The organism is Rhodococcus sp. Ni2, from assembly GCF_021352185.1.
Taxonomy (GTDB): domain Bacteria; phylum Actinomycetota; class Actinomycetes; order Mycobacteriales; family Mycobacteriaceae; genus Rhodococcus_F; species Rhodococcus_F qingshengii.
This window is the reverse complement of sequence record NZ_WOXZ01000001.1, coordinates 2,114,392-2,128,757: the sequence shown is the minus strand read 5'-3', so window position 1 is coordinate 2,128,757 and position 14,366 is coordinate 2,114,392. Positions and strand designations below refer to the sequence as shown.

General features: G+C 63.4%; 14 protein-coding genes. 9 read left to right on the top strand and 5 right to left on the bottom strand.

The window, feature by feature from the left end; all coding sequences use genetic code 11:
* Position 1: 1 nt before the first annotated feature.
* From GN300_RS10430 to GN300_RS10420, 3 genes are read left to right on the top strand one after another with little or no spacing between them, the layout of a single operon-like run.
* A complete protein-coding gene (locus GN300_RS10430) occupies positions 2 to 637 on the top strand; it encodes a TetR/AcrR family transcriptional regulator C-terminal domain-containing protein (protein ID WP_030537647.1) in 636 nt (211 codons plus the stop codon).
* 36 nt (positions 638 to 673) lie between these two features.
* Positions 674 to 2,179, top strand: coding sequence for a class I adenylate-forming enzyme family protein (locus tag GN300_RS10425; RefSeq protein ID WP_020971425.1), 1,506 nt, complete (start codon positions 674 to 676; stop codon positions 2,177 to 2,179).
* 10 nt (positions 2,180 to 2,189) lie between these two features.
* Positions 2,190 to 3,881 carry an acyl-CoA dehydrogenase family protein gene (locus tag GN300_RS10420; RefSeq protein ID WP_063315376.1) on the top strand — a complete coding sequence of 564 codons (1,692 nt, stop codon included), beginning with the start codon at positions 2,190 to 2,192 and terminating at the stop codon, positions 3,879 to 3,881.
* Here the strand turns inward: GN300_RS10420 and GN300_RS10415 are convergent.
* Positions 3,878 to 4,756, bottom strand: coding sequence for a LysR family transcriptional regulator (locus GN300_RS10415; protein ID WP_003946037.1), 879 nt, complete (start codon positions 4,754 to 4,756; stop codon positions 3,878 to 3,880). The genes GN300_RS10420 and GN300_RS10415 overlap by 4 nt on opposite strands.
* Positions 4,757 to 4,902: 146 nt before the next feature.
* On the opposite strand from GN300_RS10415, the gene GN300_RS10410 reads away from it, so the two are divergent.
* From GN300_RS10410 to GN300_RS10400, 3 genes are read left to right on the top strand one after another with little or no spacing between them, the layout of a single operon-like run.
* Positions 4,903 to 6,273: an MFS transporter gene (locus GN300_RS10410; protein WP_063315377.1), complete on the top strand. Its 1,371-nt coding sequence runs from the start codon at positions 4,903 to 4,905 to the stop codon at positions 6,271 to 6,273.
* Positions 6,273 to 7,988, top strand: a complete 1,716-nt coding sequence (locus GN300_RS10405; protein ID WP_063315378.1) for an acyl-CoA dehydrogenase family protein — start codon at positions 6,273 to 6,275, stop codon at positions 7,986 to 7,988. The genes GN300_RS10410 and GN300_RS10405 overlap by 1 nt, the downstream gene beginning before the upstream one ends.
* A complete protein-coding gene (locus GN300_RS10400; protein ID WP_063315379.1) occupies positions 7,985 to 9,214 on the top strand; it encodes a CaiB/BaiF CoA-transferase family protein in 1,230 nt (409 codons plus the stop codon). The genes GN300_RS10405 and GN300_RS10400 overlap by 4 nt, the downstream gene beginning before the upstream one ends.
* Here GN300_RS10400 and GN300_RS10395 read toward each other — a convergent pair.
* A complete protein-coding gene (locus tag GN300_RS10395; RefSeq protein WP_030537640.1) occupies positions 9,136 to 9,930 on the bottom strand; it encodes an LLM class F420-dependent oxidoreductase in 795 nt (264 codons plus the stop codon). The two genes, GN300_RS10400 and GN300_RS10395, sit on opposite strands and share 79 nt — an antisense overlap.
* A 300-nt stretch (positions 9,931 to 10,230) precedes the next feature.
* Here GN300_RS10395 and GN300_RS10390 point away from each other — a divergent pair, with 300 nt between their 5' ends.
* The gene (locus tag GN300_RS10390; RefSeq protein ID WP_007735229.1) at positions 10,231 to 10,839 is read left to right on the top strand and encodes a ClpP family protease; all 609 of its coding nucleotides are present in this window, start codon (positions 10,231 to 10,233) and stop codon (positions 10,837 to 10,839) included.
* Between the two features lie 4 nt (positions 10,840 to 10,843).
* Entirely contained in the window at positions 10,844 to 11,431 is a 588-nt protein-coding gene (locus tag GN300_RS10385) for an ATP-dependent Clp protease proteolytic subunit (protein ID WP_003945993.1), read from the top strand.
* Here GN300_RS10385 and GN300_RS10380 read toward each other — a convergent pair whose 3' ends face one another.
* From GN300_RS10380 to GN300_RS10370, 3 genes are read right to left on the bottom strand one after another with little or no spacing between them, the layout of a single operon-like run.
* Positions 11,432 to 11,800, bottom strand: a complete 369-nt coding sequence (locus tag GN300_RS10380) for a helix-turn-helix domain-containing protein (protein WP_003946041.1) — start codon at positions 11,798 to 11,800, stop codon at positions 11,432 to 11,434. It lies immediately after the preceding gene.
* A 58-nt stretch (positions 11,801 to 11,858) separates the two neighbouring features.
* The gene (locus GN300_RS10375; protein WP_063315380.1) at positions 11,859 to 12,356 is read right to left on the bottom strand and encodes a TIGR04338 family metallohydrolase; all 498 of its coding nucleotides are present in this window, start codon (positions 12,354 to 12,356) and stop codon (positions 11,859 to 11,861) included.
* On the bottom strand, positions 12,353 to 13,177 hold the full coding sequence (locus GN300_RS10370) for a DUF2786 domain-containing protein (RefSeq protein WP_030537724.1): 825 nt from the start codon (positions 13,175 to 13,177) through the stop codon (positions 12,353 to 12,355). The genes GN300_RS10375 and GN300_RS10370 overlap by 4 nt, the downstream gene beginning before the upstream one ends.
* 114 nt (positions 13,178 to 13,291) lie before the next feature.
* On the opposite strand from GN300_RS10370, the gene GN300_RS10365 reads away from it, so the two are divergent.
* Positions 13,292 to 14,365 (top strand): ABC transporter ATP-binding protein, encoded by a 1,074-nt coding sequence (locus GN300_RS10365; RefSeq protein WP_003946073.1) that lies wholly within the window; start codon positions 13,292 to 13,294, stop codon positions 14,363 to 14,365.
* The last annotated feature ends 1 nt before the right edge of the window (position 14,366 follow it).

Sequence of the window (14,366 nt, the reverse complement as noted above, 5' to 3'; positions counted from 1 at the left end):
GATGGCCACCGAGGCAGTTCCCGCAGCGCGCGCGACGCGTGAGTCGGGCAAGCAGACGCGCATGGCGCTGTTCAACGCCGCAACCGAGCTGTTTCTCGAGCACGGCGACAGCGTCTCCATCGCGCAGATCTGCACGGCCGCCGGCGCCCATCCCAACCAGGTGACCTACTACTACGGCTCCAAAGAAAAGCTCTTCGTCGAGGTGGCGTGCGCGGCCGTTCTGCGCGCAGGCAAGCGTGCCGAGGTCGATGCCGCCGACGCCGACACGGTCGGCGATTACACCGAGAAGCTGGTCGGATCCCTCCTGGGCTCGGGCGCTCCCAGCGTCGAACTCTTCGTGGAAGCGATGATGATGACGGGTCGTCGTGGTGAACTCCGCGACCTGATCTCCGAAACGCTTCGCACTCTGCACTCCTCGGGCGAAACCGCCCTCCTCCGTACCTTGATCCGCACCGGCTGGCAGCTGCGCGCGGGCATCGACGTCGAGTCCAAGGCCTTCTGGTCTGCGATCTTCGGCCTCGTCATCCAGAAGACTGCCACCGGCGAGAGCTTCGGCTACTCCCTCGAGGAGGCGGTTGCCGTCATCTTCGCCACCCTCCAGATACCCGACGCCGTACTCAACAGCTCGATGGAATGAACTCTCTTCGAGCGTGATTCTCCGACAAGGACTTCGATGAATATCGTTCGCGTATTCGACAGCAACGTCACCAAGACCCCGGACAAACCCTTCCTGATATTCGACGGTCACGATCACACGTACTCCCAGGTTCAGGACGGAAGTCGACGCGCCGCAGGCTATTTGCAGTCGCTGGGCGTGCAGCCGGGCGACCGCGTCGCGCTGATGTGTTACAACACTCCGGGATTCGTGTACGCGATGCTCGGTGCCTGGCGCTTGGGCGCCGTCGTGGTCCCCATCAACCACAAGATGCAGACTCCGGAAGTTGCCTACGTGCTGGGACACGCGAAGGTGTCGGTGTGCGTCTTCGACGGTGAGTTGGCGCCGGTTGTCGGTCGACTGGAGACAACGGCCAAGCTGATCAGCACGGACTCTGTCGCAGACGGTTTCGACTTCTTCGACGACGCCATCACCCGCCAGGAGGGCGTCGACGGTATCGACATCGACGAGAACGATCCGGCTGAAATCCTCTACACCTCGGGGACTACCGGCTCGCCCAAGGGCTGCGTCCACAGCCACCGCAACGTCGTCGGTGTTGCCGTCACCGCGGCCCTCGCCGTGTCGACGACTCGGGACGAGCGACTGCTCATGGCCGTGCCGATCTGGCATGCTTCCCCGCTCAACAACTGGTTCATGTCCACGCTCTACATGGGCGGAACCGTCGTGCTGCTGCGCGAGTACCATCCCGTCAAATTCCTGGAAACAGTTCAGGAACAACGCATTACCCTCTGCTTCGGCCCGCCGGTCATCTACACCACTGCACTCAACCTCGTGCCGAACTTTGCCGACTACAACCTCGGAAGCGTTCGTGCGTGGTTGTACGGCGGGGGACCGATCGGCGCGGATGTCGCTCGGCGACTGGTGGAGTCGTACGGCACCACCGAATTCCGGCAGGTCTACGGCATGACCGAGACCGGGCCAGTGGGCACCGTGCTGTACCCCGAAGAGCAGTTGAGCAAGGCGGGCTCGATCGGCCGCGTCGCGCTGGCCGGCGTCGACCTGCGCCTGGTTGCCGATGACGGCACCGACGCGGAGCCCGATCAGATCGGTGAGATCTGGCTGCGCGCCGACACCGTCATGCAGGGGTACCTCGACGACCCCGCTGCCACGAAGGCTGCTTTTGCCGACGGCGGTTGGTATCGCACCGGCGATCTGGCGCGCAAGGATGCGGACGGTTACCTCTTCATCGTCGACCGCGCGAAGGACATGATCATCACGGGCGGCGAGAACGTCTACTCCAAGGAGGTCGAGGACGTGATCTCCGGCCACCCGGACGTCGTCGACGTCGCCGTTGTCGGAAAACCCAACGAAGAATGGGGCGAGACCGTCGTCGCGCACGTCGTCTGGCGTGAACCGGATGTCATCAGCGCCGACGACATCAAGGACTACCTCTCGGACAAGTTGGCGCGCTACAAGATTCCGCGTGAAGTGGTGTTCGCGACGATTCTTCCGCGTACACCGACCGGCAAGATCCAGAAGCACCTCATCCGCGCAGCGAGCTGAAAGGCCTGTCATGACTGATATTTCCGAGAAGACCGTCACCCACCCGGCTCCGCATCGCACCCATGCAGTGCTCAACCAGTCGGTACCGCGCACGGACGTCAACGAGTTCCTGCTCGATACGGTCCTGGCCGAAGGCGTCGCGCGTCACGACGCCGATTGGGCCACCAGTGAACTCACCGATATCGGTGAACTGGTCGGCAGTGCCGGGTTCCAGCACGACGCCGAGCTGGCCAACACGGTGATCCCCGAATTGAAGACCTTCGATCGCTGGGGAAACCGCATCGACGAGGTCGAATACCATCCGTCGTATCACCGGATCATCTCTGCCGCCGTTGCGCACGGTGCTCACACCTCTGCCTGGGCTGACCCCAAGCCGGGTGCCAACGTGGCTCGGGCCGCGGCATTCATGCTGTTCTCCCAGGTCGAACCGGGCCACGCGTGCCCAATCTCCATGACGCACGCTGTGATCCCCTCGCTCGAGCTGCAACCCGATGTAGCCGCCATCTGGACCCCGCGTGCCCTTTCTCGGAGTTACACCCCCGAGTTAGATGCTCCCGGAAAGGCATCCGCGATCTTCGGAATGTCGATGACGGAAAAGCAGGGTGGCTCCGACGTGCGAGCCAACACGACCATCGCCAAGCCGGCCGGACGTGGCGGCCCGGGTGCGGACTACCTCCTCACCGGACACAAGTGGTTCTGCTCCGCGCCGATGTCCGACGCCTTCCTGGTTCTCGCTCAGGCCGAAGGTGCTGCCGGCGAGGGACTTTCCTGCTTCCTTCTCCCCCGCATCCTGCCCGACGGCACACGCAACGTCTTCCGCATCCAGCGTCTGAAGAACAAGCTGGGCAACAAGTCCAACGCGTCGTCCGAGATCGAGCTCGACGGCACCGTCGGCACCATGATCGGCGAACCGGGACGTGGCGTGCGGACCATCATCGAAATGGTGTCCCAGACGCGACTCGACTGCATCCTCGGCAGCACGGCAGGTATGCGTCAGTCGGTCGCCGAAGCGGTGTGGCACGCACGGCACCGCAGCGCTTTCGGTGCCGTCCTGGCAGATCAGCCGGCGATGACCTCGGTGCTTGCCGATCTGGCTCTCGAATCCGAAGCCGCGACCATCACCGCACTGCGATTGGCTCGTGCGCAGGACGAGGACGCGAATGAGCAGGAAAAGGCGTTCCGCCGACTCGCGACGGCTGTTGCGAAGTACTGGATCTGCAAGCGCGGCCCGCACCACTCCTACGAAGCCCTCGAGTGCCTGGGCGGCAACGGTTACACCGAGGACTTCCCGCTTGCCCGTCGCTACCGTGAGCAGCCCGTCATGGCCGTGTGGGAGGGGTCGGGCAACGTCATCGCGCTCGACGTCCTGCGCGCGATGACCCGTGAACCCGACTCCGTTGCCGCCTTCGACCACGAGATCAACCTCGCCCGCGGCAACAACCCGGTCCTCGATCAGCACCTCGATCGGGTACGACGCCAACTCGGTGAGCTCGCCACGATGGCACCCGCCGACGCCCAGCTCCGCGCTCGGACCGTCGTCGAGGCTATGGCGTTGGCGCTGCAGGCTTCGCTCATGGTGCGCCACTCCCCGGCCGCCTCGTCCAATGCGTTCATTGCCGCTCGCCTCGGCGCCGACCGTGGTCACGAGTACGGAACTCTGCCTGTGGGAACAGATTTCGCGGGAATTCTCGCGAGAGCCTAAGGCTGCTCCCTCAGTACCCTGGTGACGGTGTGTACTGCCGGCGTCGGATTGTTGGGTCGCCATGCCATCGCGATTTTCAGCGTGGGCGTGGCCCCGGCGATCGGCAGGTACACGACCCCGTCCATGGACAGATGCGCCGTCGACTCCACGACGACGGCAATCCCGACCCCCGCTCCGACCATGGCCAACAGGCTGTACGGATCGGGGGCTTCGTGCGCGACGGTGGGCGTGAAACCTGCTGTAGCGCAAACGGACAACGTTGCATCGCGCACCACCGAGCCGTGCTCGGCGGGATACATCACGAATCGCTCGGTTGCCAGGTCTTCCGGTGACACCGAGTCATGCGCACCGAGGTGATGCCTGGCCGGAACCGCGACCATCAAGGTTTCCTCCCGCACAGTGTGTGTTTCGAATCCGCGCGGAATGGGCAGGCCGACTATGCCCATGTCCAGTGCTCCGCGTCGGAGAGCGTCGAGCACCTCACCCGAGTACATCTGCGGCCGTAGTTCCAGTTCGATTCCCGGATGGGAGTCGGCCAAGGACCGTGTGAGGGCCGACAGGACGGTGTAGCCGCCTGTTCCACCGAAACCCACTGTGACACGGCCCGTCTCGCCAGTCGACGCGGCCGATGCGATTTCTCGTACCACGGCGATCTGCGCTTCGATGATTCGTGCGGGCGTGACCAAGGCTTCGCCGGCTGCGGTCAGTTGCACTGATCTGGTGGTCCGGACGAAGAGGTCGGTGCCCAGTTCGCGCTCGAGCGCCCGAATGGTCTGGCTGAGCGGGGACTGCCCGATGTGGAGTCGCTCGGCGGCCCGGCCGAAATGAAGTTCGTCGGCGACTGCGAGAAACGCGCGCAGTTGACGCAGTTCCACGTCGCTCCTCCCGGGTTTCATTATGTGGTTCTCCCACATAAATAAGTCGAACTAAGTCTTGGACTCTACATGGATTTCGGACGATAGTGATTCACGCCTCACATTGCATCCCTTGGTGATGCCCGACGCGAGAATCAGGGAGAACCGTGGATCAACACCCAGGTCAAGACACCAATCCGCCTGAATACAACACCAAACAGGCACGCAAGGCCGGAATCACGGCGTTTGTCGGAACGACCATCGAATGGTTCGACTTCTACATCTACGGAACCGCATCCGCCTTGGTGCTCGGCCCGCTGTTCTTCCCGGATGCGTCGCCGGCGGTGGGGACACTCGCAGCCTTCACGACTTTTGCCGTGGGATTCGTGGCTCGTCCGGTCGGCGGAGTGGTGTTCGGTCATTTCGGAGACAAGTTCGGTCGCAAGAACGCCGTGATCATCACCCTCGCGCTCATGGGGTTGGGAACTGTCGGTGTCGGCCTCCTCCCTACGTACTCCCAGATCGGGATCTGGGCACCGATACTGCTTGTGGCACTGCGTGTTCTCCAGGGCATCGCCATGGGCGGCGAATGGGGCGGTGCCGTGTTGATCGCCACCGAATTCGCTCCCCCGAAGAAGAAAGTGCTCTACGGCGCGTTTGCGCAGCAGGGTTCACCGGTCGGCAACCTGCTCGCGACGCTGGCCTTCCTCGGCCTGACGTTGATGTCGGATTCCGTGTTCGAGTCGTGGGGTTGGCGTCTGCCGTTCCTCGGATCCGCAGCTTTGGTGATCGTCGCTCTCTACATCCGGTTGCACATCTCCGAGACGCCCGAGATGAAGAAGGCTGTTGCGGCACAGGAGCGTACACGGATGCCGCTGGTCGAAGTGTTGCGGTCGCATCCCGTCGAACTTGCTCTCGGCGTCGGCGCTGTGGTTGCCGGTGTTGCCATCACGTACGTCAAGACAACTTTTGCGCTCTCATGGGCGACAACGGATCTCGGCTTCGAGCGCAGTGACTTCCTCCTCGTGATCACCGTGGCACTGGTAGCCCAGGCGCTCGTACAGCCTTTCGGCGCTGTGCTGGCCACGCGGATCGATCCGTCGAAAGCGGTCCGTTGGATGCTGCTTCCGGAGATCGTGCTCCTACCACTGATGTTCGTGCTGGTTCAGACGGGCTCCGTGCCCTTGGCGATTCTGGGGATGGTCCTCGCGACGGCGCCTCACGCAATGTATTACGCCGCGTTGGCCGGCATTCTGGCGCAGGTTTTCCCCACCAATGTTCGGTATACCGGCATCTCTCTGTCGTACCAATTGTCGACCGCCGTTTTTGCCGGAACGGCCCCGATGGTCAGCCAGTATCTGCTGACGCGAACCAACTCGATCTGGCCGGTCGTAGCTCTAGGGCTCGTGTATGTCGTTCTCTCCCTTATCTGTATGACTGCATTGTTGCGCAGGAGTGCGCTGCACGGGCAAGGGCTGGAGTCGACGAGCTCCTCGAACATGACCGATGCTTCCACCCTGAAAGGCGTTGACCACTGATGAACTTTGCACACACCGACCCCGCTCTGACAGCGGTAGTGGACAGATGGACCGCCGGGGCGGACCGAGAGACGTTGAACGGATTGCTCGACCGACTGGGCCGAGATGCAGCCGGCCGTTTGTCCGAGCTTGCCGACATCGCAGACAAGAACCCGCCGGTGCTGCAGCAATTCGACAAGGCCGGTGACCGCGTCGACCGGATTTCCTATCACCCGGCCTACCTGGAACTGTGCCGGGCGGCGTACAACGAGTACGGCCTGTCCGCCATGTCGCACCGAAAAGGGTTGCACGGATGGGACTCCGTGCATCCGCCACTCGCGAAGTACCTCGCGTCGTACATCTTCGTGCAGGCCGAGTTCGGGCTGGCCTGCCCGGTGTCGATGACAGATGCTGCTGCGCGGACCCTGCGTATGTTCGGTGATCCGGCCGTGTTCTCGCCCTGGATCGAAGCGTTGACGTCGACGGACCCCGATCAGGCGAAGACGGGTGCGATGTTCATGACCGAGATTCAGGCAGGCACCGACATCGCCTGCACCGAAACACGCGCCGAGCGCGACGGCGACGGATGGGTTCTGACGGGCAAGAAGTGGTTCGCCTCCAACCCGGATGCCGATGTGATCATCACCCTCGCAAGATTCCCGGGCGGACAGGATGGTTCGACGCGTGGAGTCGGAATGTTCATGGTGCCCAAGACCTTGGGATCCGGCGAGCGCAACAACCTCACGATCGATCGTCTCAAGGACAAGCTGGGTACGCGTTCCATGCCGAGCGGCGAGGTGACGCTGAACCGCGCGCACGCACTCCAGGTCGGCGAACTCGATCGAGGATTCCGCCAGATGGCGGAGATGGTCAACACGTCTCGCCTGTCCAATGCGATGCGTTCGAGCGCTCTCATGCGCCGAGCAGTCCGTGAAGCCGTCGAACATTCGAAGAGCCGAGTCGTGTTCGGTAAGAGGCTCTTCGACCAGCCGCTGATGCGGGCGACACTTCTTCCGCTTGCACTCGATGCCGAGGCTTCGCTGGCCCTGGTCGCGTACAGCGCACAGTGTCTTCAGGCAGCAGACGGCGGCGACGAACAGGCGCGCGCACTGATCAGGGTACTGACACCGATCGCCAAACACTTTGTCTGCAAACGCGCGCGGGTGGTCACCGGCGAGGCCATGGAGGTGCGCGGAGGAAACGGCTACATCGAGGAATGGGCCAACGCGCGACTCGTCCGGGATGCCCACTTGGGCTCGATCTGGGAAGGGTCGAGCAATGTCATTGCGCTGGACGTACTTCGGTGCCTGCGCAAGTTCGGCTCGCACCGCACCGTCGCGGGAGCGATGACGGACATCCTGTCCACCGTCGGACCGGACTGCGAGGCCGGTGCCGGAGTTCTGTTGCGGCGCTGGGAGGAACTGGTAGAGGAAGGAGATCGTCTGATCTCCGGATCTGACGATGCCGCCCAGGCCGCCAGCGCAAAGTATGCCGACGAGCTCGCTCGTGCCGTCATGGCGACCCTGCTTTTCGATCTTGCGGACCACGGCATCCGACACGGTAATGGGTACCGGTCACTGCTGGTGGCTAACTCCTACCTGGCCGGTCTTGCGGGGAAGGTGCCGTCGGCTGCACTCGGCAATCTCGACGTGATCACCGACGGCGGTGACGTCGAGCTGGATGATGCACGTGACGTCGTAGCCGAGTTCCTCTCCGTAGCAGGAGGTCAGCGGTGAATTCTCCAACAGGACCCACACCCCTCGCTGGTGTCCGCGTGCTCGATCTGTCGAAGATCCTTGCCGGGCCGTACGCAACCATGTCGCTTGCCGATCTCGGAGCCGACGTCACCAAGATCGAACACCCTGAAGGCGGCGACCCCACGCGTTCGTGGGGGCCTCCCTTCGTCGGCGTAGATGCCGCCTACTACCTCGCGATCAACCGCGGCAAGAAGTCGGTCACGATCGACCTCAAGTCCACCGAAGGACAGGAGATCATCCACCGCATGCTCGAAGAGACCGATGTGGTCGTGGAGAACTTCAAGCCGGGCAGCGGATTACAGAAGATCTTCGACTACCAGGCGCTGTCCGAGCGATACCCGCATCTGATCACCCTGCACATCTCTGCCTTCGGTGAAGAAGGACCGCTGCGCGACGAACCGGGGTACGACATGATCGCGCAGGCCGCGGGCGGGCTCATGTCGCTCACCGGTGAACCCGGCGGCGCTCCGATGAAATCCGGATTTGCGTTGGGAGACTTGGGCGCAGCACTTTTCGGACTGGTCGGTGTCCTGGCCGCATTGGTCGAGCGAGGCCGGACCGGACGCGGACAGTACGTGACCACGTCGCTGTACGAGTGCCAACTCGCGATGCACGTCAACTGGGCGACCAGTTACTTCGCCACCGGTGAGCGCCCAACTGCGTTGGGCTCCGGTCATCCGAATCTTGCTCCGTATCAAGCATTTCCTGCCAGCGACGGGTACTTCGTCATCGCTGTCGGCAACGACGCGATGTGGGCGTCGCTGTGCGAGGCCATCGGAAGGAGTGAACTGGTCACCGATCCGCGTTTTGCCCACAACCGCGACAGGGTGGAGAACCGCGAGAGTCTGGAACGAGAACTCACCAGCGCCTTCACATCGGAAACCGTCGAACACTGGTGCGCTCTTCTCGCCGAACGCGCCGTACCGGTCTCACCGATCCGGCATCTCGACGAGATCTACTCCGATCCCCACACCGCCGCGCTCGGCATGGTCGGAACCGTCGACCATCCGACGCTCGGACCGTTGAAGCAAGTGGCCTTTCCGGTCAACTTCTCCGGCCAGAGGCCACGTCTGACGTCGGCGCCGCCCGTTCTCGGCGCCGACAACGACGAAGTCCTTGGTACCGCTCAGGCCAGCCCGCTCAACGCAGGCGGCGTGTTGTCGTCGCGCCAACCGATGGCCTCGGCAAGCGTCGTGAGGTCGTAGTCCGGTCCGCTGACGCCGACGGTGAAGAGTGAGACACCGTCGGCGACCAGGTCGGCTGCATTTTCGAGCCCAGGCCACGGAACCGAGTGCTCTACTTCCAGCGGGTTCCGGCCCACGTCGGCGCAGTGGTCGGAGAGGATGTCTGACTTGCGCAGGTGTGTCTCACGGTCGCCGAAGCTGTGCCAGACGTCGGCGTACTCCGCGACCAAGCGCAGGGTCTTCTTCTCGCCGCCACCGCCGATGAGGACCGGGATGTTGCGCGTCGGCGGCGGGTTGCCCTTCGCCAGGCGGCCCGTGATGCGGGGGAGGTATTCGCCCAGCAGTTTCAGCCGTGAACCGGGAGTGCCGAAGTCGTATCCGAACTGGTCGTAGTCCTTCTCGAACCAGCCGGCACCGATGCCGAGGATCAGGCGTCCGCCGCTGATGTGGTCGACGGTTCGCGCCATGTCGGCCAGCAGATCCGGATTGCGGTAGCCACCACCGGTGACCAGGGCGCCGATCTCGACGCGTTCGGTCTGCTCGGCCCAGGCGCCGAGCATGGTCCAGCATTCGAAGTGTGCGCCGTCGGGATCGCCGGTCAACGGGTAGAAGTGGTCCCAGTTGAAGACGATGTCCACCCCGGCGTCCTCGGACCGCAAGACGGCGTCGCGTATCAACCCGTAATCGGGTGCGTGCTGGGGTTGGAGTTGAACACCGATGCGTACCGGACGAGTCATGCCACGCTCCTGACGAGAGGAATGGTTGTCTTCTCCCATCATGGCCGGGTGTGCGCGGTACCGCTACCGCCGCCGTCGGTGACGGGTTTGCCCGATCTTGTGCCCACCCCTTTTCGAGCGAACGGTACTTTCGGCGCCTTAGATCGACTGAACGTGCCGTTCGCTCAAACAGGGGGGCAGTCAAAGGGGGGGCAGGCAAAAAAGGCGGCAGTCAAACAGGGGGGCGGGTAAAAACAGGGGTGGTCTGCCCACAGCAGACAGGCGGGGCCGCGGCACTGCCGCGCCGGTAGGAATGGATTCATGACTACTGAAGCGCCCACCGATACCGGCTACCGTGACCTGTTGACAGACAGGCTCTTCCGACAGCGAACCATTCTGCTCACCGGCGAGGTCAACGACGCCATGGCCGAACGTGTGTGTTCGGAACTGGTGCTCCTCGCCACCACCGACCCCAAGCGCGACGTCGTGCTTTACATCAATTCACCTGGCGGATCGGTGTTTGCCGGCCTGGCCATCTACGACACGATGAAGCTCATCCCCAATGACGTCGTGACGGTCGCGATGGGCTTCGCGGCCAGCATGGGCCAGGTGCTCCTCTGCTCCGGCACCCACGGCAAGCGAATCAGCCTGGCGCACAGCCGCATCATGATGCACCAACCTTCGGCAGGTATCGGTGGCACTGCGGTGGACATTGCGATCCAGGCCGAGAGCCTCGAGCTGATGAAGCGTCAATCGCAGGAAATCCTCGCCGCCGAAACGGGCCGGACCGTCGAAGAGATCGAGACCGACAGCGATCGGGATCGCTGGTTCACCGCCGAGCAGGCGCGTGAGTACGGAATCGTCGACCGCGTCGTGACGTCCTTCGCCGAGATAGCACCGCAAGCTACCTTCCCCAAGATCGGATTGTGACGTCATGTCCCAGTACACGATTCCCAGTGTCATCGAGCGAACACCAACGGGTGAGCGATCTTTCGACATCTTCAGCAGGCTGCTCAACGAGCGCATCGTCTTTCTCGGCACAGAGATCGACGACGGCGTCGCCAACGTCGTGATGGCTCAGATGCTGCATCTGCAAGCCGACAACCCGGATCGTGAAATCGGTTTGTACATAAACTCTCCCGGCGGTTCCACCACGGCGATGCTCGCGATCTACGACACCATGCAGTTCTTGAAACCGACGATTTCCACGTACTGCATGGGTCAAGCGGCTTCGGCTGCTGCAGTGCTTCTGGCTGCCGGCACTCCAGGCCATCGGCATGTTCTTGCCCATTCGCGGGTGCTGCTGCACCAACCGTCGACGCAAGGTAGCGGCACCATCTCGGACCTCGCGCTTCAAGCAGCCGAGATCCTGAGAATCCGGGAGCAGACCGAGGCGATTCTGAGTAAGCACACCGGTCAGAGCGTCGAGCGGCTCCGTAAGGACACCGATCGCGACAGGATCTTCACTGCCGACGACGCTATCTCCTACGGACTGGCTGACACCCTCATCGAAGGGAACTGATCAGGCTGCCATCAGGACGGGACCGGAGATCGGGGCGGGAGAATGTCCGAAGGTGAGGGAGTTGAGCGCAACGATCCTGTTGCCCGCTCGGAACAGCAGGTGCTCGAGCGGCATCCCGAGCGCTTCGCAGATGGCGCGCAGAATTTCCGACGACGGTTCCTTCTTGCCCCGTTCGATCTCGGAGAGGTATTGCTTCGACATCCCGACCTTTGCGGCTACGTCGTCGAGAGTTCGGTCCTGATCGCGTCGAACCTCCCGCAGCACTCGTCCGTAGGCTTCACGAATCAGCGGGGGTTTGCGCACGGCAACAGCCGGATCGGGGAGTTCCGACTCACCCTTGACCAGGACCAGTCTGCGCGGCGCATCCATAGGCCGAGTATTCCAGCCGACCGGTACGGACACCACCGGGTTCGCCGAGGGCTGACATCTAGTCCGTTCGAACACCACCGGCAAGGAACATCGCTCGAAGAACGAAGGCCGCCTCGGGCCCGATGATCTCGCCGACAAGGCTCGTGTAGCGGTCGACGAACTCGGGCCCGTGGGAAGCCTCGTCGGAGGCGGGGTCGCCGAGGTGGTGCGCAAGTTCGTGCAAGACAACGAATTCGCGTAGCGCCCACCGGCCGTCACGGTCGTCCGGGACGGCGATGACGTCGTTCGAGTAGTGAGCGGCGGCATTGCCGGCGCGGGAGCGTACGGACACCGGAATGGTTGCGCGAGGCCAGGTCGCGAGTACCCAATTCAGCCCGAGTAGCTGATCGCAGTACGCCTGGACCGACTCCACGGAACCGAATTTGCGCTCGACCGGCAAGGTGATGGTGGAACCCATGACCTCGACGCTCCGAAGTCCACGCTGGTCGGCGCGATCGAACATGGTGCGCACCAACGTCTCTGCCTCGTAGACGGCGCTCCGCTGCGTATCCCTCACGAGTCCAGCTGCCCGCGCACCCCGCCGATCTCCGGAAGGTTCCCCAGACGTGCGGAGCGCGCAGCCCGATCACCCGCTCGTCGAGCATGCGAGGAATGCCCGGCGCTTGCGCGGCCGCCGCCCCTCCACGTCCCACGCGCTTTGGAGTTGGACGAGTAGTAGTCCTTCAGCTCGATTTCCTTGTTACGCAGCACGAGTGCGGTTTCGGAAGACGACGTGGCAGATTCTGCGATCGCGGTCTTCTCCGTCTCCTGCTTCGTCTCGGCCAACCGAGCGCCGATGCGGGACGCGTACGCCATCTGGAAGTTCAGGCGTGCCGTCACTCCGGCCACCGGCTTGCGGACCTGCGTGCTGACGCGTCGTCGTCCACGAGTTTCGACGACGGTCCGCACGGACGTTTCGCCGCGGTACGCCCCGGAACGCACGTACGCGTCGGAGTCGCGCACCATCTGGAAGAGCAGGCTCGAATACAGGGCCTCGCACACGTCGATGTCGCCGGCGAAGCCGTAGGCGTAGATGACGGCCGACGTCTGCGCGATGTCGCATTGCACGTCGTTGGCAGCGGCGATGGCGATGAACAACTGGGCGTACGTTCGCAGTCCGCGCTTGCCCGGTTCGCCGATGGTGATGAGCCGTTGAGTGGGCGTCGCACGCTTTTCCGAAGACGCGGTGTGCGCACGCGCGACCGCCAGGTCGATCGCGGAACTGGTGGCCAACCGCTGAGCGGCAGCCATGAAGGCTTCACCTTCGTGTGGATTGTCGGTGGACTCCGCTTGGCGAAGCAGCGCACCGATGCGGGTCAGCATCTTCTCCGAACTCACCGTGAAAGACTACGCTCGCGCGCCGACACGGACGTTTATGCTGCTAGCGCACACGCTCACCCTCGACTTGGATCGTCCGGCACGTTCCTGCCGGTAGAAGGGATCAACCCCGTCATGGCTTCAGTGACTTTCGAGAGCACCACCTGCCTGTTCCCCGGATCGAACACTCCGGCAGTGGACAAGCTCGACCTCGAGATCGAGGACGGCGAGTTCCTCGTCCTCGTCGGACCCTCCGGCTGCGGAAAGTCGACCACCCTGCGCATGCTCGCCGGGCTCGAAGACGTCCACAGTGGACGCATCCTCATCGGCGACCGCGACGTCACCGGTCAGGAGCCGAAAGAGCGCGACATCGCGATGGTCTTCCAGAACTACGCGCTGTACCCGCACATGTCGGTGGCCGAGAACATGGGTTTTGCGCTCAAGCTCGCCGGAACCAACAAGACGGAGATCCGCGCCCGCGTCGAAGAGGTCGCGAAGATGCTCGATCTCGAGCCGTACCTCGATCGCAAGCCCAAAGCGCTGTCCGGTGGCCAGCGTCAGCGAGTGGCGATGGGCCGCGCCATCGTCCGCCAGCCGCAGGTCTTCCTGATGGACGAGCCGCTCTCGAACCTCGACGCGAAACTCCGTGTGCAGACACGTACGCAGATCGCTCAGCTGCAACGACGCCTCGCGACGACGATGGTTTACGTGACCCACGACCAGGTCGAGGCCATGACGATGGGTGACCGCGTCGCCGTCCTCGAAAAGGGAATCCTGCAGCAGTGCGCCTCGCCGCGCGAGCTGTACAACAAGCCGAAGAACGTCTTCGTCGCCGGCTTCATGGGTTCACCCGCGATGAACCTCTTCACCCTCCCCGTCGTCGACGGCGGCGTCGCATTCGGTGACGGGATCGTTCCGGTTCCGCGCGAGACGATGAACGGCGTCGTCGAAACCGAGGTTGTTCTGGGTATTCGCCCCGAGCACCTCGAGATCGCCGCCGAAGGCCTGCCGATGGAGGTCGACGTCGTCGAGGAACTGGGCTCGGACGCCTACGTCTACGGCCGGACCACGATCGGCGGACGGTTGCAGCAGATCGTCTCGCGTGGTGACTGGCGCAATCCGCCGCAGAAGGGCGAGCGCGTCAACCTGCGCGTCGACCCCGAGAAGGTGCACATTTTTGCCACCACCGACGGGCGTCGCCTGGGTTAGG

Excerpts from the sequence above, each read along its gene's own strand:
- GN300_RS10395 (WP_030537640.1), bottom strand. The coding sequence starts at position 9,930 with ATGACTCGTCCGGTACGCATCGGTGTTCAACTCCAACCCCAGCACGCA.
- GN300_RS10365 (WP_003946073.1), top strand. The coding sequence starts at position 13,292 with ATGGCTTCAGTGACTTTCGAGAGCACCACCTGCCTGTTCCCCGGATCG.
- GN300_RS10390 (WP_007735229.1), top strand. The coding sequence starts at position 10,231 with ATGACTACTGAAGCGCCCACCGATACCGGCTACCGTGACCTGTTGACA.
- GN300_RS10430 (WP_030537647.1), top strand. The coding sequence starts at position 2 with ATGGCCACCGAGGCAGTTCCCGCAGCGCGCGCGACGCGTGAGTCGGGC.
- GN300_RS10385 (WP_003945993.1), top strand. The coding sequence starts at position 10,844 with ATGTCCCAGTACACGATTCCCAGTGTCATCGAGCGAACACCAACGGGT.
- GN300_RS10380 (WP_003946041.1), bottom strand. The coding sequence starts at position 11,800 with ATGGATGCGCCGCGCAGACTGGTCCTGGTCAAGGGTGAGTCGGAACTC.
- GN300_RS10405 (WP_063315378.1), top strand. The coding sequence starts at position 6,273 with ATGAACTTTGCACACACCGACCCCGCTCTGACAGCGGTAGTGGACAGA.
- GN300_RS10425 (WP_020971425.1), top strand. The coding sequence starts at position 674 with ATGAATATCGTTCGCGTATTCGACAGCAACGTCACCAAGACCCCGGAC.
- GN300_RS10420 (WP_063315376.1), top strand. The coding sequence starts at position 2,190 with ATGACTGATATTTCCGAGAAGACCGTCACCCACCCGGCTCCGCATCGC.